Origin of the sequence: Chitinophaga sp. S165, assembly GCF_003182155.1 — a bacterium.
Classification (GTDB): Bacteria; Bacteroidota; Bacteroidia; order Chitinophagales; family Chitinophagaceae; genus Chitinophaga.
Genome location: NZ_QGTG01000007.1, coordinates 42,151 through 67,679 on the forward strand (window position 1 = coordinate 42,151; position 25,529 = coordinate 67,679).

The 25,529-nt window shown below is 43.8% G+C and carries 20 protein-coding genes; 11 read left to right on the forward strand and 9 right to left on the reverse strand.

What is annotated here, in order from left to right; all coding sequences use genetic code 11:
* Window positions 1-251 precede the first annotated feature (251 nt).
* The 6 genes from C7475_RS23420 to dnaA form a co-directional block, all read right to left on the reverse strand.
* On the reverse strand, window positions 252-2,084 hold the full coding sequence (locus tag C7475_RS23420; RefSeq protein WP_110055845.1) for an alkaline phosphatase: 1,833 nt from the start codon (window positions 2,082-2,084) through the stop codon (window positions 252-254).
* A 94-nt stretch (window positions 2,085-2,178) separates the two neighbouring features.
* Window positions 2,179-3,693, reverse strand: a complete 1,515-nt coding sequence (locus tag C7475_RS23425) for a RagB/SusD family nutrient uptake outer membrane protein (RefSeq protein ID WP_110055846.1) — start codon at window positions 3,691-3,693, stop codon at window positions 2,179-2,181.
* Between the two features lie 21 nt (window positions 3,694-3,714).
* The gene (locus tag C7475_RS23430; protein ID WP_110055847.1) at window positions 3,715-7,098 is read right to left on the reverse strand and encodes a TonB-dependent receptor; all 3,384 of its coding nucleotides are present in this window, start codon (window positions 7,096-7,098) and stop codon (window positions 3,715-3,717) included.
* 121 nt (window positions 7,099-7,219) lie between these two features.
* Complete coding sequence (locus C7475_RS23435) at window positions 7,220-8,179, reverse strand: FecR family protein (RefSeq protein WP_110055848.1); 960 nt, start codon at window positions 8,177-8,179, stop codon at window positions 7,220-7,222.
* Between the two features lie 85 nt (window positions 8,180-8,264).
* Entirely contained in the window at window positions 8,265-8,813 is a 549-nt protein-coding gene (locus C7475_RS23440; protein ID WP_110055849.1) for an RNA polymerase sigma factor, read from the reverse strand.
* A 142-nt stretch (window positions 8,814-8,955) separates the two neighbouring features.
* Entirely contained in the window at window positions 8,956-10,389 is a 1,434-nt protein-coding gene (gene dnaA, locus C7475_RS23445; RefSeq protein WP_110055850.1) for a chromosomal replication initiator protein DnaA, read from the reverse strand.
* A gap of 588 nt (window positions 10,390-10,977) precedes the next feature.
* On the opposite strand from dnaA, the gene C7475_RS23450 reads away from it, so the two are divergent.
* The 6 genes from C7475_RS23450 (at window position 10,978) to C7475_RS23475 (ending at window position 17,657) form a co-directional block, all read left to right on the forward strand.
* Window positions 10,978-11,361 (forward strand): DUF3127 domain-containing protein, encoded by a 384-nt coding sequence (locus tag C7475_RS23450; RefSeq protein ID WP_089828619.1) that lies wholly within the window; start codon window positions 10,978-10,980, stop codon window positions 11,359-11,361.
* A 103-nt stretch (window positions 11,362-11,464) separates the two neighbouring features.
* Window positions 11,465-13,027 (forward strand): NAD(P)/FAD-dependent oxidoreductase, encoded by a 1,563-nt coding sequence (locus tag C7475_RS23455; RefSeq protein ID WP_110055851.1) that lies wholly within the window; start codon window positions 11,465-11,467, stop codon window positions 13,025-13,027.
* A gap of 69 nt (window positions 13,028-13,096) precedes the next feature.
* On the forward strand, window positions 13,097-14,602 hold the full coding sequence (locus C7475_RS23460) for a sensor histidine kinase (RefSeq protein ID WP_110055852.1): 1,506 nt from the start codon (window positions 13,097-13,099) through the stop codon (window positions 14,600-14,602).
* Window positions 14,599-15,291, forward strand: a complete 693-nt coding sequence (locus C7475_RS23465) for a LytTR family DNA-binding domain-containing protein (RefSeq protein WP_110055853.1) — start codon at window positions 14,599-14,601, stop codon at window positions 15,289-15,291. Before C7475_RS23460 ends, C7475_RS23465 begins: the two co-directional genes overlap by 4 nt.
* Before the next feature lie 38 nt (window positions 15,292-15,329).
* On the forward strand, window positions 15,330-16,283 hold the full coding sequence (locus tag C7475_RS23470; protein WP_110055854.1) for an ABC transporter ATP-binding protein: 954 nt from the start codon (window positions 15,330-15,332) through the stop codon (window positions 16,281-16,283).
* A gap of 60 nt (window positions 16,284-16,343) precedes the next feature.
* Window positions 16,344-17,657: an ABC transporter permease gene (locus C7475_RS23475; protein ID WP_110055855.1), complete on the forward strand. Its 1,314-nt coding sequence runs from the start codon at window positions 16,344-16,346 to the stop codon at window positions 17,655-17,657.
* A gap of 4 nt (window positions 17,658-17,661) precedes the next feature.
* On the opposite strand, the gene C7475_RS23480 is transcribed toward C7475_RS23475, so the two are convergent.
* Both C7475_RS23480 and C7475_RS23485 read right to left on the reverse strand, forming a co-directional pair.
* Complete coding sequence (locus C7475_RS23480) at window positions 17,662-18,597, reverse strand: nitronate monooxygenase family protein (protein WP_110055856.1); 936 nt, start codon at window positions 18,595-18,597, stop codon at window positions 17,662-17,664.
* Window positions 18,598-18,830: 233 nt separating this feature from the next.
* The gene (locus tag C7475_RS23485) at window positions 18,831-19,823 is read right to left on the reverse strand and encodes a sugar phosphate nucleotidyltransferase (protein WP_110055857.1); all 993 of its coding nucleotides are present in this window, start codon (window positions 19,821-19,823) and stop codon (window positions 18,831-18,833) included.
* 267 nt (window positions 19,824-20,090) lie between these two features.
* Between C7475_RS23485 and glyA the strand changes: the two genes are divergently transcribed.
* On the forward strand, window positions 20,091-21,368 hold the full coding sequence (gene glyA / locus C7475_RS23490; RefSeq protein ID WP_110055858.1) for a serine hydroxymethyltransferase: 1,278 nt from the start codon (window positions 20,091-20,093) through the stop codon (window positions 21,366-21,368).
* 55 nt (window positions 21,369-21,423) lie between these two features.
* On the opposite strand, the gene C7475_RS23495 is transcribed toward glyA, so the two are convergent.
* A complete protein-coding gene (locus C7475_RS23495) occupies window positions 21,424-22,494 on the reverse strand; it encodes a hypothetical protein (protein WP_110055859.1) in 1,071 nt (356 codons plus the stop codon).
* A 223-nt stretch (window positions 22,495-22,717) separates the two neighbouring features.
* Here C7475_RS23495 and C7475_RS23500 point away from each other — a divergent pair, with 223 nt between their 5' ends.
* From C7475_RS23500 to C7475_RS23515, 4 genes are read left to right on the forward strand one after another with little or no spacing between them, the layout of a single operon-like run.
* Window positions 22,718-23,551, forward strand: a complete 834-nt coding sequence (locus C7475_RS23500) for an ATP-binding cassette domain-containing protein (protein ID WP_110055860.1) — start codon at window positions 22,718-22,720, stop codon at window positions 23,549-23,551.
* 16 nt (window positions 23,552-23,567) lie between these two features.
* The gene (locus C7475_RS23505) at window positions 23,568-24,395 is read left to right on the forward strand and encodes a hypothetical protein (RefSeq protein WP_146217633.1); all 828 of its coding nucleotides are present in this window, start codon (window positions 23,568-23,570) and stop codon (window positions 24,393-24,395) included.
* 30 nt (window positions 24,396-24,425) lie between these two features.
* A complete protein-coding gene (locus C7475_RS23510) occupies window positions 24,426-24,797 on the forward strand; it encodes a GntR family transcriptional regulator (protein WP_110055862.1) in 372 nt (123 codons plus the stop codon).
* 18 nt (window positions 24,798-24,815) lie between these two features.
* Entirely contained in the window at window positions 24,816-25,484 is a 669-nt protein-coding gene (locus tag C7475_RS23515; protein ID WP_110055863.1) for a hypothetical protein, read from the forward strand.
* The last annotated feature ends 45 nt before the right edge of the window (window positions 25,485-25,529 follow it).

Here is a 25,529-nt window from a genome sequence, read left to right on the forward strand (position 1 = left end):
AAGGGAAACAATAAATGAATATAAATCCAGATCAGCCTATAGTGATTGAAGTCTAATTATAAGTGGATGTCTGGAAGCAGCAAGGGTTTAAGGTGGGATGCGCTGGCCTTAGTTATTTGAAGTACGCTGATGCGACGCACCAGGCGTTTAACAGATAGCTAATGCCAAACACGCCTTACCAACGCTAAATATGAAGGAACTTCAAAGAACTACAGCCAGCGCTCCCACCTTAAACCCTTGTAAACAAATACCTACTTCAACAACGCAATGATCTTCGCAAAGATCTCCGTATTCTCATACACGCCTCTGAAATCCATTGAATGCGGGCCATAAGCAAACACCGGTACCATTATCGCACTATGATCATTACTGCTGAAATTTCCATCAACATATCCGCGGGAGATGTTACCGTCTAATAAAGATAATCCACCCGTCTCATGATCGGCAGTAACGATCACTAATGTATGCCCATCTTCATCCGCGAATTTCATTGCCGCACCAATAGCCTGATCAAAATCCATCATCTCAGTCGTTACATACGACATGTTGTTAACATGCCCGCCATAATCGATCTGTGCGCCTTCCGCCATCACGAAGAATCCCTTCTTGTTCTGACGTAAAGTTGCAATACTCTTTTCGAGAGAATGTGTCAGGAAATTGCCTCTACCGGTAAGCATAGACAGTTCTGCACGTTTATCCAGCACAACGTATTTGGAAGAGCGGATAGTGTCAAGGTCTTCCAGCCTGGTGCTGAATACATAGCCTTTGGACCTTAACTGTGCCGCAAGATCCAGTTTATCTTTACGCTCATTAAAGTGCTTCGCGCCACCACCGATCATGATGCTGACAGGGCTGGAAAGGAAGTGGGTAGCAATAGAATCTTCCAAAGATCTTTCCGGTACATGACCATAGAAAGCAGCAGGAGTAGCATCGGTAATATCACCGGCGCTGATCAGTGCACTCTTATATCCTTTAGGTGCAATGATATCCGGAATAGCAGCAAGACGAACACCAGTGGCATCTACGCCGATGTAGCGGTTGTTGGTCTTATGACCGGTAGCCATAGCAGTGCCGCCACCAGCCGAATCGGTGATATAACTATCCGCGGAATACGTTTTCGAGAAGCCGATGTTGCGCATCTGTAACAGGTTCAGCTGACCTCGATTGCCGGTGAACCCAGCATAGATCTGCGCTAATCCCATACCGTCACCGATCAGGAGAATGACATTGTTAACTTTATCATAGCTATCGTTATTCACATAACGGGCAGGATACAATGTATGCGGAGTGGTAGTGCCGTTATATTCGAGATTTTTTCTGTTAGTGAGGAAGGTTGCAAGGTCTTCTACAAGGTCAGTACCAATATAATTGGCGCCCATGTTCATCAGTGTCTTCCAGGTATTCACATTATCAGCCGTACCCCAGAAACGCACTTTCTTGCCAGTCTGGTGTACGCTATCGATCCAGCGTTGGATGTTATCGCGTTCAGCTTTAACGATCAGTCCTTTTCCATTCCAGTTGGTGAATGCTTTCACATCAACACTGTACATAGGAATGCGTTTGAGCTGTGCGGACGTGTAAGTTCCTCCGCGCTTACCATCGAAATGGATGAAGGCAGGGTATTGCTCCCATTGTGCAGGGATCGGCTGATCGCCGCTGATAGTGATAATAACGGTAGGGTTATTAGTGATCTCCGGATAATGTTCCAGTATTTTCACTAAGGCATTAAGTGTCGGTACGCCGGTGGTCTTAAAGTCGATCATCAGCTGTAACGTATCCTTACTATTTTTAAAAGCAGTACCACCATTTTTGCGGATCAACTCCTGCAGAGGGGTTAAATATAACTTCTCCAGTGTGCGTTCCGGACGGATGTCTTCTTCATTATGTGCGGTGAATAGTTGGCCGTTCCGTTCAAAAACATCGGCTTCTATAGAGCCGTAATGACGGTGATAAGCGGTCAGAAAAGGAACAGGGTGCTCATAGTCATTATGCGCATGGGCGCTCAATGTGCTGTATGCGCTGGTTTGAGCCCCGGCGGTGAGGGTGGTGAAAAGAGAAAGGCCAAGAAATGTCTGTCTAAGCATGTGTTCTCGAAAATTAAATATCAAAAAAAGGAATTAAGCTCCGGAATATTAATACTCCTGGCCCTTAATTCCTAATTAATAAATTGAAAAGCTGTTATTCCCAGCCGGCATTCTGTTTTACGATACCGCTGCTGCTGGTCACCTCGCTTCTTGGTACCGGCCATACATTATGTATCGCAGGATTGAAGGTACGGGCAGGCCATATTTCAGTACCGCCGAAGCCATGTAAAGGTTTAGCATAGGCAGCTTGCGCATCACCCCAGCGAACGAGGTCGAAGTGACGGTTAGCCCACTCACCGGCTAACTCGGAGCGGCGTTGTTTTTTCAGCTCATTCATATTGGCATTGGTTACATCCAGAAGACCAGCACGATGCCTGATCATATTGATTTCTTTATCTGCATTTTTGCTTTGCATGAGTTCTGCTTCTGCTTTGATCAGTATTACTTCTGCATAGCGAAGCAGTGGCAGGTTCAGATCAGTAGTAGGATGATCGCCGTTAGGACTCAGATGTGCACCGGCAGGGTAGGTGAACGGCTCCATATACTTGCGGAACTGGTAACCGGAGAGGCTGTTGGTAGAAGCATATTCCATATCTTCTCCGTAGAAGGTGAAGGCATCACCTGGTTTGAGGATAGTGGCCTCTCTTCTTTTGTCACCTTGTTCGTAGGAGTCGTACAGTTCTTTGGTCGGCATATAATATCCCCAACCATTGTATTTACCCCAGCCTTTATTTTCCAGCATAACGCCTGGCAGAATACTACCCCAGCCGCTTGGACCTTTAGAGTTGGAGTATACAGACCAGATGTATTCACCGGTCCAGTTGTTAGCAATAGTGAACACATCTGCGAAGTTGTCCAGGAGTTTATGTTTGCCACTCAGGATAACTGAATCGGCATACTTTTCAGCATTGGCATAGTCCTTTTTGTAAAGAAACATTTTACTGAGGAAAGCATAAGCCGCAGTTTTATGCGGACGGCCATATTCATCGCTGCTGTATTCATCAAAGTAAGGCAGTAAGGCAGCAGCCTGTTTCAGTTCCTGCTCTACATATTCATATACCAGGTTAACATTGGCGGCACGCGGAATAGGTTTATCGCCGGTAAGGCTGTCACGCTTTACGATAGGCACACCTGCACGGGCATCACCATAAGTATAGGCCAGCTCAAAGTACATCAGGCCACTGAGAAAATAAGCTTCACCTAACAGGCGGTTCTTCAGTTTCGCATCCATGTCGATGGAAGGCACATGCATGATCACATCATTCGCACGTTTGATTACGATGTATCTCATTTTCCATTGGCCTTCTGTATAAGAACCACCAATGAAATTGCTATTGAAGTTTTTGATGTTGTCGCCTTCCGCTTTTACACGACCGGTCACCATATCGTCACTTGCGTTGATAAACCACCAGTAACCGCGGCCATAGAAGTTCTCGTCATCAAAGAGGTTGTACATTGCGTTGGCGCCGGCAACAGCATCTGTTTCTGTTTGCCAGAAGTTGCCCGTAGTGGGCGCACCTTCCGGTGTGATGTCCAGCTTTTTATTACAGGCCGCCAGCAGGGAAAGACCTGCCAGGGATAGGGTGATATGTTTTATTAGTTGCTTCATTGTAATCGTCATTAGTGTGTATTAGAAATTAACGTTCAAGCCTATCAGCACATTCTTGGCTTGTGGATAACGGCCTTTGTCAATACCCAGTTCGTCCATACCTACCTCCGGATCGTAACCGGTGTATTTGGTAATGGTGAACAGGTTAGTGGCAGTTACATATAATCTTACAGCGCCGATATGTGCCTGGTTAGTCAGGTTGGTTGGCAATGTATAACCCAGTGTGATGTTCCTGATACGCAGATAAGAGCCATTCTCAATATACCAGTCGGAAGTATTACCGTAGTTACCATTCTTATCAGTAGATATAATACGGGTTACATCGGTGTTGGTATTCTGTGGAGTCCATGCATTCAGGATACCTGACAGCATGTTATAATTGGTACCAATGCTGGGGTTCATATTGGTATATTTCAGAGCATTGAACAGTTTATTACCTTGTACACCCTGTCCAAACACATTCAGGTCAAATCCCTTGTAGCTGGCGTTCAGACTGAGGCCGTAAGTGAACCCAGGGAAAGGCGTGCCAACGATCTCCCTGTCATTATTATTAATAACGCCGTTACCATCTTTATCAATAAACTTACGGTCGCCTGGTTTTGCCTCCGGCTGTATCAGACTGCCATCTTTGTTGACATATTTGTTAATCTCTTCCTGCGTCTGGAATATACCGTCAGTTCTGATCACATTATAAGCATACACCTGGTGCCCTACACGTGTAACGATCGGGGTAAGCGTACTGCGAATGTTAATATTGGAGGTAACAACTTCATTTCTGCCTTCTTCCAGTTCCACCAGTTCATTTTTGATATGTGTGGCCGTAGCGCCGATGCTGAAAGTAAAGTCTTTTCCGATCCTGCCATTATAGTCAATACCCAGCTCGATACCTGCATCGCGGGCTTCACCCATGTTTTTGAACATGCCTGCGCTAACACCTGCAGTACTTGGCGGGTCTACCTGCAGGATCATGTTCTCAGTGGTCTTTATGAAGTAATCAGCGGTGATCGACAAGCTGTTCTTAAAGAAAGCGAGATCAGTACCGAAGTTGATCTGCCGGGAATTAGCCCATTTCAGATTGGGGTTTGACAAAGCATCTTCAGCAAGACCGGTTGTCTGATTACCATTAGCACCTGTGTAAATATTAACGGACTTCAGGTTGATGTTGATAGCATTGGCCGGAAGACTTCCCAGGTTACCTAACAGGCCATAGCTGGCGCGGAATTTCATGAAATTGAGGATGTCATTCTTCTGGTAGAAATCTTCTTCTGTCAATACCCATCCACCGGAAACAGAATAATAGTTTTCAAAATGGTTCTCAAGACCAACGAGTGAACTACCGTCACGGCGTCCCAGTAATGTGAGCAGGTACCTGTTCTTATAATCGTAGTTCACACGGCCGAAGTAAGATACCATTGCTTTTTGTGCCCTGCCACTGGAAGGCTTGGCCCATGTAGCAGCATTGTCGAAATAGCGATAAACATCTCTTTCGTCTCCGAAGTTACTGGCTGATATTGACAGGTACGTCTCGTCTTCATGTTGATAAGAGTAACCTGCTACAGCCGTGATATTGTGAACGCCCGCAAGTTGTTTGGTGTATGTCAGTGTTTGTTCTGCAAGCAGGTTTGTGTAGTTACCGGTGTTTTCAGTCAGGCCATTGCTGGTATTTATCTTACCAATTTCAAGTGCGCGTGTTGTAAAGTTTTTTTGGTCACTGAATGATTTGGTAAAGGAGAAGTTAGAGCGGAACGCCAGGTCCTTTGTTAGCGACAATTCCGCATAAGGATTGATAACGATAGCAGTTTCCGGTGTCTTATTATCCATGCGCGTCAGGATAGCAACCGGATTGGCAAGGTCTCCGTAAGAACCTGCATAATCAATTGGCATACCACTGAAAGCGCCGGTGGGAGTACGTGGAGTAATATGACGTGGATATCCTAATGCAGTAAAGATTGCGCCAGTATAAGGGCTGGTGGTATTAGCGCCATTGCCATTAGTATAAGTAAAGGAAAGGTTCTCTCCAATTTTCAGCCAGGGTTTTATCTGCGCATCTGAATTCATACGGAAAGTATAACGTTCAGCATGTGTGTTCAGCAGGATACCTTCATTGCGGCGGTAGCCGAATCCCATATAATATCTGTTCTTCTCATTACCGCCTTTTACACCCACATTGTAATCCTGGATCTTGCCGGTGCGGAAAATCTCGTCCTGCCAGTCTGTACGGGTGATTTGTCCGTCGGGATACCTGGTGGCATCAAAAGCATCCGCCAGCTGTGTACCGGCAGCAGCATATGCGGTGTTCTCTACATCAGCAAATTGTTTTGCATTCAGGAGGTCAAGCTTTTTAGCAGCGAACTGCCAGCCAGTTTTTGCATCCAAAGTAACAGTGGCGGTGCCTTCTTTACCTTTTTTAGTAGTGATCAGTATCACACCACCAGAAGCACGGGCACCGTAAATAGCAGCCGCTGCATCTTTCAATACGTTGATAGATTCGATATCATTTGGATTGATAGGCCCACCTGTATAGATAGATCCATCTACAATATACAGTGCCTGTTCACCATTGATACCACCCATACCACGGATGTAGACAGTAGGATTAGACGTAGGATCGCCGCCATTATTCTGTACGATGACGCCAGGAGCTTTACCCTGTAACGCTTCAGCCGGATTATTCAGTGAACGTGACGTCAGTTTGTCCAGCTTCACATCAGCAACAGCGCCAGATACGGTAGCCTTGCGTTGTGTACCGTAACCTACTACTACGAGTTGGTTCAGGTTCATACTATTTTCCACCAGCACGATCTGAAAATTACGCTGATTAGCAACAGGGATTTCCTGTGTTTTAAAACCGATCATGCTTACAACAAGTACCATGTCATTACTGCCGGTTACTGACAATTTGAATTGTCCGGAAGCATCAGTACCTGTACCGTTGCTGGTACCTTTGATCATAACAGTAGCACCGATCAGCGGACCATTCTTATCGCTTACCGCACCGGTTAATGTGATCTTCTCTTCTGCCTGCTGTATGGTATTCATAGTAGCAATAGCGGCGCTGTCGTAGATCAGTACAGTGTTATACTTCTCTTCAAATTTCAGCGAGGACTGACTGAGCAGGTCCTGCAAAATGTTGATGACAGTTTTCTTCTGATAGGTGTTTGCGCGTACCTGGATCTTTTGTAAGGCAGCTTCATCGTAAGCAAGACTGATCTGTGCTTTTGATTCCAGTTGTTTCAGTGCGGAAGATAGGCTGCCCTGTTGCACCTGGAAGCGTTGCAGGATCTTTTGTAATGCCTGTGCGCTGGAAGGCACGGCAAAGGCGGTCGACGCCAGTACGAGCAACGCAAGGCCTGCAAAGAATGCAGAGCGAAGCCGTAAAGAGAATTGTAAATTGTTTTTTTGCATATATTAATGATTAAGGTAAAGGCATGAGTATGGCTGTCCCACCAGAGTGGAAGCAATTTTGATGTTTGTGGATCAGAAATAAGAATTAAGAACAGTAACTACATTCTTAATTCATTGTTTTTTAGTTGACTAGTAACTGATTGTTTTTCATTAGGAAATGAATTTTTGGTCTGTAACTGATTTTTTCAATAATGTCCAGGACTTCCTGTAAGGTCATTGTGGCCGGAATGTGTAATGTGTAATTTCCCTGGTGTACATTCAATGCGGTGGTCGCAGTGATGCCGTATTGATTCTTTATGGTTAAAAACAGATCCTGCAAAGTGGCATTGCGTAGTATGATCTCTCCTTTGGTCCATGCCAGGAGATCAGTTGCAGCAACGCTGTCTTGCATGAATGATTGTTCACTGAATGTTAGTCTTTGTGACGGTCCAAGCGTAGCTGGCTTTATGCCCTTATGTTCTACCTTTACTTTACCGGTAGCGACTGCTACTCTTGAAATATGCAAAGCGTTACTTGCTTCAATAGTAAAAGAGGTGCCTAATACAGTTGTGCGTACTCCTGCATTGTCCATTACGCTGAAAGGCCGTGTATCCTTTACAACATCGAAGAAGGCTTTGCCCTCTGCCAGTTTAACTGCTCTGGCGTTATAAGGAAAATGTGCAGGATATTCGATCGTACTGAAAGGACCTAACATTACTACGGAGTTGTCAGGCAGTACGATCTTCTTTAATTGACCGCCGGTATTTTTGACGGTCTGCCATGCGGTGGCAGTGTGTGGTAACGATCGGGAAGAATGTTGAGCGTACCGTTGAGCAAAATATGCACCGATGATGAGTGGGACCACTACGGCTGCAACTTTAGCTATACGTAGGCCTATGCGACGGGAATGGACAACGGGGACAGGCCATATCTGCTGCTGCATGTTCTTTTTGATCTGTTGCATTTCAATAGCGGATAGTTCAGGTGCGGTGTCTTCCTGTTCCAGTGCATCCAGCCATTGTAATAAAAGTGCTTCTTCTTCCGGTGAGCAGGTGCCCTGCCGGAACTTTTCCAGTAATGATAATAATGTCCCTTTGTCCAAACTGTTCCGTGGTTTATAATAAGACACCAGTAACAGACGGTTTAACTATCGGGATATCAGCATTAACAATTCGGTAATATAGAATTTAGCTTACGATGGTCTTCCAGCCATTCTTCAGCCGCTGCATGGCGGTACTGAGTTGATTACGGATTGTTTGTGGAGAGGTGCCCAGCTTACAAGCGATCTCGGCTACCGAAAGGTCTTCTATCCTGTGCAGGTAAAAGACGTCTTTCATTTTACCAGGAAGACGGTTGATGGACAACATGAGTTGTTGTTCTGTTTCTTTGAGGTGTAGTTTATCGGAGGAAGAAGGAGCATTGGTATCGAGTACCTGTGTGAAGATGTCGACGTGCTTTTGATACACATGCTCATCGCGGAGAGCATTAAGTAATCTGTTTCTAAGGGCGCTACGAAGATATGGCAGGATGGCAGTTACTTCAGGCAGTACGTCACGTTTTTCCCAAAGATGAATAAAGAGGCTTTGTACACTGTCCTGTGCCAGGGAATGGTCTCTGGTTATTTTACAGGCGTATGTGAACAGGGGCTCCCAGTATTCTTCGAACAGCTGACGGAAGGCAATTTCATTACCTGTGCGGATGGAGCTCCATAAAGTGTATTGACCTTCTTTTGACATATAGTAAAGTGTCACAAAGTTATTGGTTGTTATGTACTGCTGTAGCTGCTCTAAATTATGAAATTGTTAAACAGGGAGGTAGTAAAATAAAAAGTCCCGGGCAGTGTACCCGGGACCAATAAGGTATAATATAGGGGATTCATTACATGGCAGCCAGTTGTACTTTCTGCTGCAGTTCAATTACATTGTCACGGAATGTATTGTCGGTATCCATCAGGTCTTTTACTGTCTGGCAGGAGTGGATAACAGTAGTGTGATCGCGTCCGCCAAAGTGTTCACCAATGGTTTTAAGAGAGTTCTTCGTAAATGATTTAGCCAGGTACATAGTGATCTGTCGTGCCTGCACTATTTCACGTTTACGTGTCTTCTGTAATAATTTGTCGTAAGGCACATCGAAATATTCACATACCATTTTCTGGATGCTTTCGATGGTGATCTCTTTAGAGGAGGTCTTGACAAAAGATTTCAGTACACGCTTAGCCAGTTCGAGGTCAATCTCCTTTCTGTTGAGGGAAGATTGTGCCAGGAGGGAGATCAATGCACCTTCCAGTTCACGTACGTTGTTCTGAATGTTGTATGCGACATACTTCACAACTTCTTTTGGCATTTCGAGACCATCGTTACGCATTTTCATTTCAAGGATCTCCATGCGTGTTTCGAAGTCAGGCATCTGCATATCGGCGCTTAATCCCCAGCGGAAACGGCTCAGTAGTCTTTCCTGTAAACCGTCCAGATCCTTCGGTGGTTTATCTGAAGTTAAGATAAGTTGTTTACCGGATTGATGCAGGTGGTTGAAGATGGCAAAGAACGCATCCTGAGTTTTTTCTGCACGCGCAAAAAATTGTATATCATCTACGATCAATACATCTATTAACTGATAGAAGTGAATAAAATCATTGATGATACTATTCTTGGAGTGATCAATAAACTGATTGATGAATTTCTCAGCACTTACATATAATACAGCCTTGTTAGGATGAATGCGTTTTACATCATTGCCTATAGCCTGGGCAAGGTGTGTTTTTCCAAGACCAACGCTACCATATATTACTAGTGGGTTGAATGATGTACCACCTGGTTTCTCAGATACAGTTTTACCTGCTCTGCGAGCCACACGGTTGCAGTCACCTTCAATAAAAGATTCGAAAGTATAATGCGGATTCAGTTGAGAGTCGATCTGTACGCGCTTGATGCCCGGAATAACAAAAGGATTCTTTACTGGGTTCTGTATGGTTAACGGAAAATCTACTTCGCTGTCCTTTTTATTTTTTGCAAACTGACCAGGCATGTTTACAGTTTTAGGATGCTGATGAGGGGTACCGTTTTCCACCACAATACGATACTCTAGTCTTGCCTCTTTACCCAGTTCGCGTTTGATTGTCTTTCCCAGTAGTCCTACATAATGTTCTTCCAGATATTCATAAAAGAATTGACTGGGAACCTGAATCGTTAAAACATTGTTTTCAAGTTGGATGGGTTTAATTGGTTCAAACCAGGTTTTAAATGGCTGCCATTCCACAATATCCCTAATTATATTAAGACACCTTTCCCAAACTTGTTCGCAAGTTTTATTCATTGAGCTATTGTAAATTAATGTTGTTCTTAAATTAAGGATTGTTCTCGAATTGTAAATCTTATCAACGTGGGGGGTTGAAAGATTTTCAGACAGGACGACGAATATCAGTAGAAAATGTTGAAAAAAAAAATTTATCTCCCCTTGTTTTTATTTCTCTGATAACAGTTTACCGCCTCTGTTTTTCGCTGTTTTTATTCCCTTTTATGCGCTTGTTTTTTTGTCATTGTAATATGATGAAAGTCAGTACGGCACTGCTTTGATAGACAGGCTTTTCCAATTGACATTAACTCGTTTGCCATAGATATGTGTACTTACTGATAAAATACTATTGTACGCAATTACAAGCTACTTCTTGACCACTCTAATGATCGCTCCCGATGTGAATAATTCAATTGCGGGGGTGCAAAACTATGTTAGTAATTGCATTTAAAAAAATGTCCTTTAGGTTAGCAAATACCATGCAAAATTATTATATACGCGCCCGTACCTTGCTACTTCTTTTATAACTGCCTGTTATTAAATTTTATTGCGTGGGACTTCTTGCTAAAAAACCTATCTTTGGCCCTCTGAACAGCTAAAAATTTTTATATGAGTTTTGAAATAACCGGAAAACTGATCGTGAAGTATAATACGATGCAGCGTAGCGAAACCTTTAAAACCAGGGAGTTCGTTATCGAAAAGTCTGATGATATCAATGGCCGCGTTATAAATAACTACATCAAGTTCCAGGCGGTACAGGACAGAACTGCTATCGTAGATCGCTTCAATGAAGGTGAAACCGTAAAGGTTTACTTCAACATCAAAGGTACCCGCTGGGAGAAAGACGGCAGGGTGAATTACATCACAAACCTTGATGCATGGCGCATGGAATCTGTTGTGGCAGGCGGATCTTCTACAGACTCAATGCCTAATTATAATACTTCCCAGGAAGTTTCTTCCGGAGGTGGTCAGGCTGATGATCTGCCATTTTAATGCTCCGACAATAACAACTCGTTAACAAAATAACTGAAAACGGATACCTGAAATACGGGTATCCGTTTTCAATTGTTGGGATAACTACCTAACCATTACTTATATGATCCAACAACTCTCTCTCAAATTGCTGCCATCTCAGGCAGCTTCCGATATCACCATTATCGGGGAGGCAGCTGCAGCTCTTGGTGTAAAGCCTTCAGCCATCACCGGCTTCCATCTGCTCAAACGCTCTATCGACGCACGTTCCAGGCAAGCTTATTTCATGCTTACCATCAAAGTGTTTGTCAATGAGCCTTTCCAGGAAAGAGAACGCATCATACCTATATATGATACTTTACCTGCTGATGCGCCAAGCGCAATTATCGTAGGTGCGGGCCCTGCAGGATTGTTTGCTGCACTGCGTCTTATAGAAGCAGGTATCAGACCTATCGTATTGGAGCGTGGCAAGGACGTACGCGCAAGACGGAGAGATCTGGCCGCATTGAATAAGACAGGTGTTGTTAATCCTGATTCTAACTATTGTTTCGGTGAAGGTGGCGCAGGTACTTACTCAGATGGTAAATTATATACCCGTTCAAATAAGCGCGGTGACATCAACCGCATACTTAGCATCTTTGTTCATTTTGGCGCTACCGAGAAGATCATGTATGATGCACATCCTCATATAGGTACCAATAAATTACCACATATTATTGTAGCCATGCGCGAGCAGATCACCAATAGTGGGGGCATGGTATTATTTGAACAAAAAGTAACTGATATTTCAGTTTATAATAATCAGGTGACGGGTGTAAAGACAGCTAGTGGTGATACTTTCTCTGCTTCACAGGTGATACTCGCTACCGGCCATTCTGCGAGGGATATCTTTCATCTGTTACATCAGAAAGATATTCTGATCACCGCCAAACCCTTTGCTCTTGGCGTTCGTGTGGAACATCCGCAGGCATTGATAGACAGTGCACAGTACCATTGTCCTGTAAGAAATGAGTATTTACCCCCAGCCAGTTACAGCCTTGTAGAACAGGTTGAAGGAAGAGGCGTATTCTCTTTCTGTATGTGCCCGGGCGGCATTATCGCCCCGGCATCAACAGATCCGGGAGAACTCGTTGTGAACGGATGGTCTCCTTCCCGTCGTGATAACCCTTACGCTAATTCCGGAATGGTTGTCACTGTTGATGAAACAGACTTTTTACCTTTTGCTGATAAAGGGCCGCTGGCAGCGATGTACTATCAACAAATGGTGGAACGCGATGCCTTCGCAGCCGGAGGCGGACAATTTGTAGCGCCCGCTCAACGGATGACGGATTTTGTACACAGTAAGGTTTCCACAACGCTGCCTTCCTGCTCTTATCTGCCTGGTGTAAACAGCACCGATCTCCGTGATGTCCTGCCCGTTAGTGTACATCAAAGACTGGCTGCCGCATTTAAAGCGTTTGGCCGTAAGATGAAAGGCTATTATACGGCCGAGGCTATTCTCGTCGCAACAGAGTCACGCACTTCTTCCCCTGTGCGTATTCCCCGTGAAGATGATACCCTCATGCATCCGCAGATCAGTGGCCTTTATCCTTGTGGAGAAGGAGCCGGGTATGCAGGAGGGATCGTATCTGCTGCCATGGATGGAGAACGGGTAGCAGAGCGAATTGTGGCTTTCTATCACGCGTAGCGTCCGTTTTGTCACACTTTTTTAAAAAGTGCAAAAGGGATAACTATCATTGCCGAAAGTTTTATCCTTATGAACCAGTTAAGAAAAACAGAACTAGGTATTGCAACAGGACTTTTCCTGTTAATTATATTCTCTCTTTTATATAAGAGCGTTTCCTATAACGTATTTGAACTGCAGCATGAGTATGGTTATAAGTTTGCCAGATACGATCAGGTATTTGATTACTATAAACATTACCTGTTACCATTGCTCGCGCATATTACAGTTGTATACCTTGCCTTTCTGTGGGTGAACTTCTGGGTAGTACCTAAGAAATTTGAGAACGGAAGATGGCAGATAGGCTCCTTATTACTGCTCCCTACCGCTTTAACTGTCTTCCTGGTCGTAATGGTCGCTTCTACATGGTATAATGGCTATCTGTTCGGTGTATACAAAACTGTGCGCGGAGTACATATGCATTGCGCAAAATCAGCCTTTATCATTACAATATTCTATGCCACACTGTATGCGTTATACTATGCGATCAAGTATTTATATTTTCATCAGTTACATCCAAAGATTGTCAATAAGCCCTGGTTCAATCAGGTGATGGTAGAGCTGATCGTTATGGCGTTATTCCTGGTGGCATTTACATTAATAACGCCAGGCCGGGGTTTCGACAAGGTGCTTATTGTAATGTCTATCGGTATGTATCTCGGCACTGTTTACCTGATACTACAGTATCGCCTGCTTCCCCGTTACCGCTTCCATCAGAACCTCCGTGTATTGGTAAGAGATACTGCTTTTATAAGTCTGACAGTTCTGATATTTGTTCCGGTATTCTGGATCATCGACCGGCATATGCACCCTTCTGCTGTATTGACGCTGTGCTTCACTTTATTCGTAGCTAATCTTTTCCTGGTATTACCATTATCTATCTGGATCTTTAACACGCGTCAGTCCCGCAGTAATACCATCCTCGGATTACGTAAAGCACTCGATCAGTCTGAAACAGGTCTGGACTTTTTACGCTGGCAGATCAATCCGCATTTCCTGTTCAACGCGCTCAACACTTTATACGGTACTGCATTAATGGAAAAGGCACCCGCTACAAGCGAGGGTATTCAGAAACTGGGCGATATGATGCGGTTTATGTTGCATGATAATTTGCTGGAACGTATATCTCTCACCAAGGAAATAGCTTACCTGGAAAACTATATTGCGCTGCAGCGCCTGCGTGTACAGGGTGTGCCTGATATACAGATCGAAGTCAATATAAATGATACACACTGCGAGCATGAAATAGCTCCTATGCTGTTGATACCATTTGTTGAGAATGCGTTTAAACATGGTATCAGCCTTCGCAGCAGATCACGTATTACAATATCTTTGTCATGCACTCCGGAGAAGATCTATTTTGACGTTTATAATACTGTTCATGCAAACAGGGCTACCGAAGTAGAAAAAGACAGCATGGGAATAGGCTTACATAATGTACGGCAGCGCCTGGCACTGTTGTATGCCGATAAACATGAGTTGAATATCCGCGAAACAGCTACAGAATATTTTGTACATCTTACCATTGAAATAGTATGACATTAACTGCTATTGCGATAGATGATGAACAGGTGGCATTGTCCGTAATACGTACACATGCTGCGCAAGTCCCTTTTCTGGACATCAGGGAATATTTTACTGATCCGTTCAAAGCACTGGATTATCTGCAACAGGAAAAAATAGACCTGTTATTTCTCGACATCCGTATGCCTGATATATCAGGACTGGAACTGATGACCACTTTGCCGGGTGCCCCAATGGTGATCTTTACAACAGCGTACTCCGAACATGCAGTACAAAGTTTTGAGCTGGATGCACTGGACTACTTGCTGAAGCCATTTTCTTTCGAGCGATTTTTGAAAGCATGCAACAAGGCCAGAGGATTGCAGGAATTAATTCAGCAACGACAGAAATCAGATGTGCCTGCTCATATCATGATAAAAAGTGGTTATGAACAATATAAGGTGCCTTTTGATGACATCCTTTATCTGGAGAGTGCCGGTAACTATATCAATTTCGTACTGAGAGATAAACGCATCCTATCCCGTTTGTCTATGCAGGAAGCCCTGGCCTTGCTGCCACCCGACCGTTTCACCCGTGTACACCGGTCATTTATAGTGGCTAATAACAAAATCGAAAAGGCCGACAAGAACTGTCTTTATATCGGCCAGGTGCCCGTCAGTATTGGCGCTGCCTATGCGCATGCAGCAGAAAGCATATTGAGGTAATTTTCTTTTCTCTCATATTATTTTTCTACATTTATTCTATGAACCTCATAGAAATAAAACATCTGCGTAAAGACTATGCCACACACAAGGCCGTAGACGATATCAGCTTTGTTATTCCCAAGGGCAGCATTTTCGGATTACTGGGACCCAATGGTGCAGGTAAGACAACACTGCTGCGTATGATCACCGGTATCTTCTATCCTGATCAGGGAGAAATATTGTTTAACGGACGCCCCTTCGATCCACGTACAGACATCCACTCCATTGGCTACATGCCGGAAGAAAGAGGATTGTATAAGAAAATGAAGGTAGGAGAGCAGACTTTATACCTGGCACAACTGAAAGGAATGTCAGAAAAGGACGCGAAGGACAAAATCAAATACTGGTTCGATAAGTTTGAGATCAATAACTGGTACAATAAAAAGGTAGAAGAACTGAGTAAAGGGATGCATCAGAAAGTGCAGTTCATATCTACTATCATGCACAGCCCGCAACTCCTGATCCTGGATGAGCCGTTTTCCGGCCTTGATCCGATCAACGCTAACCTTATCAAGCAAGAGATCTTCGACCTCAGTAAAAATGGTACCACTATCATATTTTCTACGCACAGAATGGAACAGGTAGAAGAAATATGTGACCGTATCGTGCTTGTGAACCAGGGTAAGAAACTGCTGGACGGTGAAGTGAAACAGATCAAACAGAGCTTCAAACAGCACCTCTTCCGTATTGAAGTGGGCGTAATGCCGAACTTCGCACAAATGGCGACTTACCATTTTTCGATCATTAAACAGGAAGGACTGGCTTATACCGTAAAACTCAGTGAAGGCAGTACCACTAACGATATCCTCATGCATTTCATCAGGCATGAAATACCAATCACCTTCTTCCAGGAAATATTACCTTCTATTAATGAGGTATTCATTCAACAGGTGACTTCAATTGCGAATGCAGCAATAGGAATTACGAATGAAGGTCAGCCTGCATATTCCTGATCTTTCATTCCTGACCACTGACTTAAATTCGTTATTTCTAACCCATCATTCCTAATTTCTATGAACAAGATCTGGCTCATTATAAAAAGAGAATTTACTACCCGCGTGAGGAAACGCTCTTTCCTGGTAGTGACCTTGCTCGTACCGCTGTTCTTTGCTGCAATGGTTGTTGTGCCTATTCTGATAGCAACAAATACAAAAGAAGAAAAGCGCATCGCGGTGATAGATGATAGTCACCTTTTCATGAATCGTTTTTCTGACGATAAAGGCGTTTATTATAAATACCTGATCAATACCAGCGTTGACACCTTCCAGCACAAATATGCGGACTATGGCTACGCCGGATTACTCTACATTCCCGAACTGGATATCGATCGTCCCGGTGGCATCACCTATTACAGTAATGCACAGCCAGGAATTGCAGTGGAAAGCCGTCTTACCCGAAGGGTGAATAACCTGATAGAGGAAGAACGTCTGAAAAAAGCAAATATTGATGCCGCCCAGCTAAAAGCTGTGAAATCTGATATCAGCATTGATTTCAAAACGGGAGAAGAAGGTAAAAAAGGAAGTTCTGCTGTAGCTTATGGCGTTGGATATGCCAGTGGTTTCATTATCTATATTATCCTGATGTTCTTTGGAATGGCAGTGATGCGCGGCGTAATGGAAGAAAAGGTTAGCCGTATAGCTGAAGTGATGATCTCCAGCGTAAAACCTTTCCAGTTAATGATGGGCAAGATCGTTGGTATTGCTGCCGTTGGACTGTTACAATTCCTGATCTGGGTAGTACTTATTGTATGCGTGCAGTTGATACTGCCATTGTTCCTGCCTACGGACGCCGTGGCTGCAATGAGTGAAGGTGGCGCCATGATGCAGAGCAACAGTAATGCCGCTGTCATAGAAGCTATGGAAAAGATCCAGTTCGTTGTAGGCAGCATAAACTGGACAGTGATCATCACCTGTTTTATATTTTATTTCCTGGGAGGATACCTTTTCTATTCAGCCTTATTTGCTGCTGTTGGTAGTCTCGTAAATGAAGACCCTACCGATGCACAAGCGCTGACATTTCCGATCACATTACCCATTATCATAGGCATCATGGTGATGATCTCATCTGTGCAGAATCCTACAGGTCCTCTTGCTTTCTGGGGAAGTATCATTCCTTTTACATCACCCATGGTCATGATGGCACGCATTCCTTATGGAGTGCCAGGTACGGTACCTTACTGGCAACTGGGATTGTCAATGAGTTTGCTGATATTAGGTTTCCTCTTCACTACATGGATAGCAGGTAAGATATACCGTACAGGTATTTTGATGTATGGTAAGAAGATCACGTGGAAAGAAGCAATTAAATGGATCGGGAGGAAGTCGTAAGCCATCACTGACCTAAGCTCTTTCTCGTAACATTAAACTCATCCCAAATTTCTCTAACAATATCTCCGGCAGGTTTAAGTGTATGTATCAATGCACTTACCTGCCCGATTTCGAGTTCCCCTTCGTCCATATTTCCTTCAAACATCCCAGTCTTGGCCCGTGCACGTCCCAATAGTGCTTTGAGCATCTCAGGATCAGCACCTTTATCTTCTGCTTCTTTTACTGCTTCAAAAAAGGTATTCTTCAACAGTCTTACCGGAGTAAGTTTTTTCATTGCCAGCATCGTATCTCCTTCTTTCGCATCAAGTATGGCTTGCTTAAAATGAGGGTGGGAGGATGCTTCCGGTGATGCTACAAACCTGCTACCGACCTGCACGCCTTCCGCTCCTAATGCAAATGCGGCGGTCATTGCTTTACCTGATCCTATACCGCCGGCAGCAATAACGGGAATATGCACCTTTTCACATACTGCAGGGATCAATACCATAGTAGTTGTCTCTTCCCGGCCATTATGCCCGCCTGCTTCAAAACCTTCAGCCACTACTGCGTCCACTCCTGCAGCCTCGCTTTTGGCTGCAAACAGAGCACTGGATACTACATGCACAACCGTGATACCTGCGGCTTTCAGTGTGGGCGTCCAGGTTTTAGGATTACCGGCAGATGTGAACACGACCGGCACCTTCTCTTCAATGACGATATCGATCAGCTTATTAATGTCCGGATATAACAAGGGAATATTAACACCAAATGGTTGTATTGTGGCCTGTCTGCATTTTTGGATATGTTCTCTTAATACCTCCGGGTACATGCTGCCTGCGCCAAGCAATCCTAATCCGCCTGCATTACTTACTGCACTGGCCAAACGCCAGCCGCTGGCCCAGATCATACCTGCCTGGATAATGGGATATTGTATGTGGAATAATTGGGTGATACGGTTCATGGAATGAAAATAGGATGTTTCGTTGAAATTACAACAAACGACAATAGGCTGAAACCATAGCATAAAACACCAAAACATAATAGGACTCGTTAGGAGTCCTATTATGTTTTGGTGTTTTTGTTATTATGAATAATGAATGGGGATTGCAGTTATCCATTCCCGGAGGACACCGTGAACAAAAATATAAGGAGCTCCATTAGAGTCCCTTGTGTTTGTTGATGATTTTATACCCTTCATCCCAGATCAATCTCCGTATTATCCCCGATATTCAAGCTCTGGCTTAATCCGCGGATATTCGCGTCACTGCCGATGAGAGATGACTTCAACACCACTTCATATAAATTACTAAAAGAACCAATGATGGAATCCTTTACGATCGAATAGTTGACAACGGTGTTATCGCCTATTGCTACATTCGGACCTATAATAGAGTTTTTTATCTGACAGCCTTCTCCTATACTCACAGGGGGGATAATGATGGTATTCTCATAAGGTGCTCCCTGATTGCCGGGCATTTTGTATTTGCTCAGCAGGATGGCATTTGTTTCCAGCAACGTTTCCTTCCGGCCGCAGTCAAACCAGTTGCTTACCTTGAAGGTTTTAAACGTCACACCGTGTTCTATCATACACTGTAGCGCGTCTGTCAGCTGAAATTCGTCGTGCGACTTTTTTTGATTAAGGATGTTCTGCTCAAGGCAATCATACAATTGGGCGGTCTCTTTTATTTTGTAAACGCCTACAAGGGCGAGATTGGACTTTGGAATTTGTGGTTTTTCCACTACCCGGATGATGTTGTTCTCCTCATTCAATTCCGCTACGCCGAAGTTACGTGGATCGTCCACTTTCTTTAGGCCGAGCATAGATACGGGAGCGGAGATCAGTTCCTGGAAGTTGCCTTCGCAAATGGTGTCTCCGAGCACGATCAGTATCTCATCGTCCTGTACCACCTGCCGGGTCAGCAGAATAGCATGGCCGGTCCCCTCACGACTGTTCTGTTGCACAAAGTGGCAGGTCAGGTGCGGGTACTTATTTTGAACGTAATGCTGGATCTTTTCTCCCAGGTATCCGATAACAAATACAAATTCGGTGATACCCGCTTCTGCCAGCTGATCGATGATAATACTTAATATAGTTCTGCCCGCAAGGGGTATTAATGCTTTTGGCTGTGTATATGTATGAGGACGTAGCTTGGTGCCAGCACCGGCTACAGGTATAATGGCCTTCATGTACGCAGGTTAGTTTAAATGATCCGTCTCGTAGTTGTTATTGTACCGAGGGCGTGAAGGTAGAACAAAAAATGAAAATAGTCCATAGTGGGCACAGTTTCCATCTGGGCAACATTGAACTATCGTCTATGAACGACAGAGTTTTATAGTATTTATAACTATACTAATGTGTTTTTGTAGCAAAAAAAACTATCTACTATCCTTTATTCACTATGCACTATTCGCAAATTCGATTACCTTTGCAGCAAATTTTCAAAGTATCATACAATGCAAAGAGATCTGCAAATATTTAATATCATCGGCCAGGAGCTGGAGCGCCAGCGTCATGGCATAGAATTGATTGCATCGGAAAACTTTACCAGTCTGCAGGTAATTCAGGCCATGGGAACCGTTCTGACCAATAAATATGCCGAAGGCTATCCTGGACGTAGATATTATGGCGGTTGCGAAATCGTTGACCAGAGCGAACAACTGGCCATCGACAGAGCGAAGCAGATCTTTAATGTAGAATATGCCAACGTACAGCCGCACTCCGGCGCACAGGCAAATGCAGCCGTAATGCTGGCTATCCTGAAACCAGGTGATAAGATCCTGGGACTGGACCTCAGCATGGGCGGTCACCTGACCCATGGTTCTCCGGTAAACTACTCAGGTAAATTGTATCAGCCGTTATCTTACGGTGTGAACAAAGAAACCGGCCTGGTAGAGTATGATAAAATGGAAGAGATCGCGCTGAAGGAAAAACCTCAACTGATCGTATGCGGTGCTTCTGCTTACAGCCGTGACTGGGATTACAAACGTATCCGCCAGATCGCCGATCAGATAGGCGCTTTTGTACTGGCAGATATCGCGCACCCTGCGGGTCTGATCGCTAAGGGCTTACTGAACTCTCCGTTTGAACACTGTCACTTTGTAACCACTACTACCCACAAGACTTTACGTGGTCCCCGCGGTGGTCTGATCCTGCTGGGTAAAGACTTTGAAAATCCATTCGGTCTGAAAACACCAAAAGGTGAAATCCGTATGATGAGCTCCTTGATCGATACTGCTGTATTCCCAGGTATCCAGGGTGGTCCGCTGGAGCATGTAATTGCTGCTAAAGCAGTTTCCTTCTTTGAGATCCTGACTGACGAATACGATGTATACGCAAAACAGATCATCAGGAATGCTCAGGCAATGTCTAAAGCATTTGTAGAGAAAGGTTATGAGATCGTGTCTGGCGGTACAGACAACCACCTGATGCTGATCGACCTGCGTAATAAGAACATCTCTGGTAAAAAGGCTGAACAGGTGCTGGTAAAGGCTGATATCACTGTTAATAAGAACATGGTGCCTTTCGATGATAAATCTGCATTCGTAACATCCGGTATCCGCGTAGGTGTTCCTGCTATCACTACCCGTGGTATGAAAGAAGAACATATGCCGCAGGTTGTATCCTGGATCGATGAACTGTTGATGGATGCTGATAATGAGGCGCTTATCACCAAAGTAAGAGGCTCGGTGAATGACTTCATGAAACAATTTGTACTGTATCCTGAATTATAATCTGGTCAGTCATAATGATAAAAGAAAAGCGCCTTACACACGTAAGGCGCTTTTCTTATTTTATACTCTGGGTAATATCTATTTCCTCTCCTTCATTGATCGACTTCGCAAAGTTCCTGATATCCTCATTCCGGATCTTCTTAAACCCGACCACCGTTTTCCCCATCCGGGGAATGAGTGAAAACCCCCAGGCCTGGAACATCTCGTCACTTATATCCGAATGACAGAGCGGCATACCGTTTACCGGGTCAAAAACGACAGGTACATGTACTTCCATACTGGGTGCGTTGCGGTCGAATGTAGAGAATACGCCGGCCGGCACATAGGCCACGACCGTACTGTCAAAAACGTCTTTCCGGATCAGGCTTTCCAGTTCTCCCAGGCTTACATAGCGGATAGGGAAGGGGTAGTCTTTTTTCGCAATAGCAGTTTCAAACGCCTCATCCAGCCATTCTTTGCACAATACCAGGGTTTTGCCTTTCATGAGCACCGCATTGTGTTTGATCTCTTTCTGCAGAACAGTAGAAGACCGGCCTTCCAGTTGCTCATTGAATACAAAGGTTGCCAGGCGCAGACCCACAGCCAGATCAATAAAGTCCGGGAACTTGTCCGACATGTTCTGGATGTAAAATGGATACTGAACATCGTTTTCTATGAAGGTCATATTAATGACCGGTACACTGAGATCTTTACTGTCCTTCTGCCATACCAGGGAGGAGGTATAGGTGCGCGTAAACTTGGAGTACTTGCTTTTCACGCCTTTGACGTGTAACGACTGGCAATCCAGTACAATACTCGTTCTGTCGTTCTTCTTCCGGATCTTTTCAATTTCTTTTTCAGTACGTACTTCAATGGTAGCACTACCATTTGCGGTCCAGAATTGTCGGACCGCTTCAGGGAAATCCTGGTTTAATTGTTTGATAGCCTGCTTATAAGCATTTGCCATTTCAGAAGAGGTACGGGCGAGTTGCTTTAAGATCTTCTTATCAGGTTTTTCTTTCACCACAAGGACCCTTGTCCTTTTTTTCATTTTCTCGAGGTCTTTCGTCTTCACGAACTGCGCGGATACCGTATTCGCTGAAAATAAAAGGCTTAAACAAAGCAAGGCTGCTATAGGGCCTTTCATAGGAGATATATTTTAGTTTAAACCACAGGCAAATATAACCTATTAAAAAGTTCTAATGTGTAGAAATGCTTCTACACTGAAAATTCTTTTCCTGGCTAATGATTGAAAATCAATACCTGAAATGTACACACAGATTTTTCCTGATAACTTTTTTTGGAATTATAAGAAAAAGCACCATACATTTACAGTGTACTAGGTATGTAGTACACTAAATCACTAATCAATGATATCTATCCAGAATCTCTCATTCAGTTACCGGAAGAACAAGCCCCTGTTCGAACACCTCAATCTGCAACTGGAAGCTGGTCACATCTATGGTTTACTGGGAAAGAACGGAGCTGGTAAATCCAGCCTGCTGAAGCATATGGCCGGTTTATTATTTCCACAGCAAGGCCATTGTAAAGTAATGGGCTTTGAATCCCGTTACCGCCAGCCCGCATTTCTGCAGAACCTGTTTATGGTGCCTGAAGAGTTTTATCTGCCACAGGTGCATATTAAAAGCTACCTGAGTACTTATGCCCCCTTTTATCCCAACTTCGACAGGAAGGCATTTCATAACTACCTGGAAGAATTCCACATTCCTGTAGAACAGCGATTGACTGAAATGTCTTACGGACAAAAAAAGAAAGTGCTGATCAGCTTCGCCCTGGCCGCTAATACAAAAGCATTGATCCTGGACGAACCTACCAACGGTCTCGATATCCCTTCCAAAAGCCAGTTCCGTAAGGTAATTGCTGCTGCAGTCAGTGACGAGAAATGCATTGTTATATCTACCCACCAGGTGCGCGATCTGGATAACCTGATCGATAGCATTGTGATCATAGATGATCATAAGATCATCTTCCGGCAGAATGTGGAGGCAGTAACGGATAGGCTTTGCTTTAAAAATGTAACGAACATCGCGGAAGTAGAGAATGTATTGTTTGCAGATAGCTCTATCCGTGGTCACGCCGTTATCACTGCAAACGGAGGATCAGAACATAGCCGTATCGATATGGAATTGTTATTCAATGCCGTGCTCGAGAAACGGGAAAGCATCTCTCAAATTTTTAACTAACCACTGTACACTCCTTATGCAAGCGAATAATATTTTTAGTGCAAGCCGCTTCAGTCTCTATATGAGAAAACACCTGGTAGACAATTATCGCATTTACGGTATGTCTATTATTGTTCTGACGGTATTGCTGTTAACTATACTGTTATTGAATTTATCCGATAATTTCAGGATACGTCCTTCAATGAGCAATTTATTGCCACTGTATTTTATTGGTCTGTTCCTGACAGGGCTCATATTCACAAGCCTATCTTTCAGGGAACTGTCAAATAAACCGCAGGGGATAGACTATCTGTTATTTCCTGCTTCCCAGCTGGAAAAATACCTGAGCACACTGCTTGTTACCACAGTAGGATTTCTGTTGATCTATCATTTTGCTTTTTACCTCGCTTATCTTGGTATGGACGCAATACTCGCATCCACTACAGGCATGCATATTAAGAATGATCTTAAAGATACATTCAAACATGAAGCGATGCCATACTTCTATTACGCATGGTTTATTACACAGGCGATCATGTTACTGGGATCTGTCTATTTCCAGAAATTCAGTTTTATAAAAACTATATTCCTGTTCGCGATATTTCTCCTGGCATTATACTTCATCAATACTGTGTTCGCTTTAAGCTTCTTTGGTCATCGCATGCCGAAATGGAACGCTCATTTCCCCTTTGTAGGTATCAATGTGATGTTAGGTGAACGTCCTTCGGAGTTTGAGCCTCAAACGCATCAATTCCTGATGTTACCGTCAAATGTCAGAGATGTATTCCTGTTCTTCGGCAAATATCTATTTACCCCTATGATCTGGGCATTAGCGTACATGCGATTAAGAGATAAAGAGATGTAATCAGGGCAATGCCTGAAAAAAAACTTGTTTATGGAATTCAAAGAGTCACAAGCTATATATCTCCAGATCGCAGATCATATGTGCGAACAGATATTGCTGGATAAATGGAAAACGGAGGACAGAATTCCTTCGGTGCGGGAACTGGCTGTACAGCTGGAGGTGAATCCCAATACGGTAATGCGTACCTGTGAATACCTGCAGCAATATGAGATCATCTATAATAAAAGAGGGATCGGATATTTTGTTGCACCTAACGCAGGAAGGAAAATAAAACAATTGAAGAAAGAACGTTTCCTCGCAAATGAACTTCCGCAATTCTTCCGTAATATCTACTTGCTGGATATCGAACTGGACGAATTAAAAACACATTACGAGAAATATAAAAAATCTCATTTCAGATAATTTATTAAAGTGATAATTATGAAGACCAGTAATAAACTGTTACTCTCTTTTGTTGGACTGATCGTTTTGTTGATGCTGCTCGCAGATACAGTGATGTGGGCTAACTATAAAAGAGGGAAAAGCGGAGATGGTGACCTGGGCGCCGATGAGCATTTCACAAGGACAAAGACAATTCCTATAAACGCATTCAAGGTATTGAAAATTGAAGGTGACGGACAGCGTAAGCAAGATGTCATAAGAAGAGAAAAATATGAGATCTCTTTTTTGGGCGACAGTACACAGTTTGTGTACGCTGTTCAAAATGATACGATGTTTATCAAATTGAGAGGAGAGGGGCAGTTTGTGCTGGGATGTCCTGAAGTAAAAACAGTGATCTTGTCCGGCGGAAGTGGTGTCTCCCTTCAAAACTTTGATGTGCATGAAATGAACATATCGGCAGATAATTCCAGTTATATTGAGCTGATCAGTCTGAAGGCAAATGTGCTGAATGTGAAAGGAGGAGAAGAGACGGAATACTTTGCGATGGGCGAATATAGCCAGATTGATTCTATCCATCTTCAATTAGGAAAGTCCAGCTCGTTAAAGTCTTTTGACGTGCCTTATGGACATGTGTCAATGGATGTGGATAATCTCCAGGAGCTGGAATTAAGAGGAAAATCATTATCCAGCATGAAACAGATCAAATAACTTTTTTCAATAACGAAAGACAAAAAGGCTATGTTGATGGGGCCT

What these genes read in the sequence shown, in the direction of transcription:
- dnaA (WP_110055850.1), bottom strand. Translation starts at nt 10,389, where the DNA reads ATGAATAAAACTTGCGAACAAGTTTGGGAAAGGTGTCTTAATATAATT.
- C7475_RS23470 (WP_110055854.1), top strand. Translation starts at nt 15,330, where the DNA reads ATGAACCTCATAGAAATAAAACATCTGCGTAAAGACTATGCCACACAC.
- glyA (WP_110055858.1), top strand. Translation starts at nt 20,091, where the DNA reads ATGCAAAGAGATCTGCAAATATTTAATATCATCGGCCAGGAGCTGGAG.
- C7475_RS23420 (WP_110055845.1), bottom strand. Translation starts at nt 2,084, where the DNA reads ATGCTTAGACAGACATTTCTTGGCCTTTCTCTTTTCACCACCCTCACC.
- C7475_RS23480 (WP_110055856.1), bottom strand. Translation starts at nt 18,597, where the DNA reads ATGAACCGTATCACCCAATTATTCCACATACAATATCCCATTATCCAG.
- C7475_RS23505 (WP_146217633.1), top strand. Translation starts at nt 23,568, where the DNA reads ATGCAAGCGAATAATATTTTTAGTGCAAGCCGCTTCAGTCTCTATATG.
- C7475_RS23495 (WP_110055859.1), bottom strand. Translation starts at nt 22,494, where the DNA reads ATGAAAGGCCCTATAGCAGCCTTGCTTTGTTTAAGCCTTTTATTTTCA.
- C7475_RS23450 (WP_089828619.1), top strand. Translation starts at nt 10,978, where the DNA reads ATGAGTTTTGAAATAACCGGAAAACTGATCGTGAAGTATAATACGATG.
- C7475_RS23485 (WP_110055857.1), bottom strand. Translation starts at nt 19,823, where the DNA reads ATGAAGGCCATTATACCTGTAGCCGGTGCTGGCACCAAGCTACGTCCT.
- C7475_RS23475 (WP_110055855.1), top strand. Translation starts at nt 16,344, where the DNA reads ATGAACAAGATCTGGCTCATTATAAAAAGAGAATTTACTACCCGCGTG.
- C7475_RS23510 (WP_110055862.1), top strand. Translation starts at nt 24,426, where the DNA reads ATGGAATTCAAAGAGTCACAAGCTATATATCTCCAGATCGCAGATCAT.
- C7475_RS23460 (WP_110055852.1), top strand. Translation starts at nt 13,097, where the DNA reads ATGAACCAGTTAAGAAAAACAGAACTAGGTATTGCAACAGGACTTTTC.
- C7475_RS23430 (WP_110055847.1), bottom strand. Translation starts at nt 7,098, where the DNA reads ATGCAAAAAAACAATTTACAATTCTCTTTACGGCTTCGCTCTGCATTC.
- C7475_RS23500 (WP_110055860.1), top strand. Translation starts at nt 22,718, where the DNA reads ATGATATCTATCCAGAATCTCTCATTCAGTTACCGGAAGAACAAGCCC.
- C7475_RS23455 (WP_110055851.1), top strand. Translation starts at nt 11,465, where the DNA reads ATGATCCAACAACTCTCTCTCAAATTGCTGCCATCTCAGGCAGCTTCC.
- C7475_RS23515 (WP_110055863.1), top strand. Translation starts at nt 24,816, where the DNA reads ATGAAGACCAGTAATAAACTGTTACTCTCTTTTGTTGGACTGATCGTT.
- C7475_RS23465 (WP_110055853.1), top strand. Translation starts at nt 14,599, where the DNA reads ATGACATTAACTGCTATTGCGATAGATGATGAACAGGTGGCATTGTCC.
- C7475_RS23425 (WP_110055846.1), bottom strand. Translation starts at nt 3,693, where the DNA reads ATGAAGCAACTAATAAAACATATCACCCTATCCCTGGCAGGTCTTTCC.
- C7475_RS23440 (WP_110055849.1), bottom strand. Translation starts at nt 8,813, where the DNA reads ATGTCAAAAGAAGGTCAATACACTTTATGGAGCTCCATCCGCACAGGT.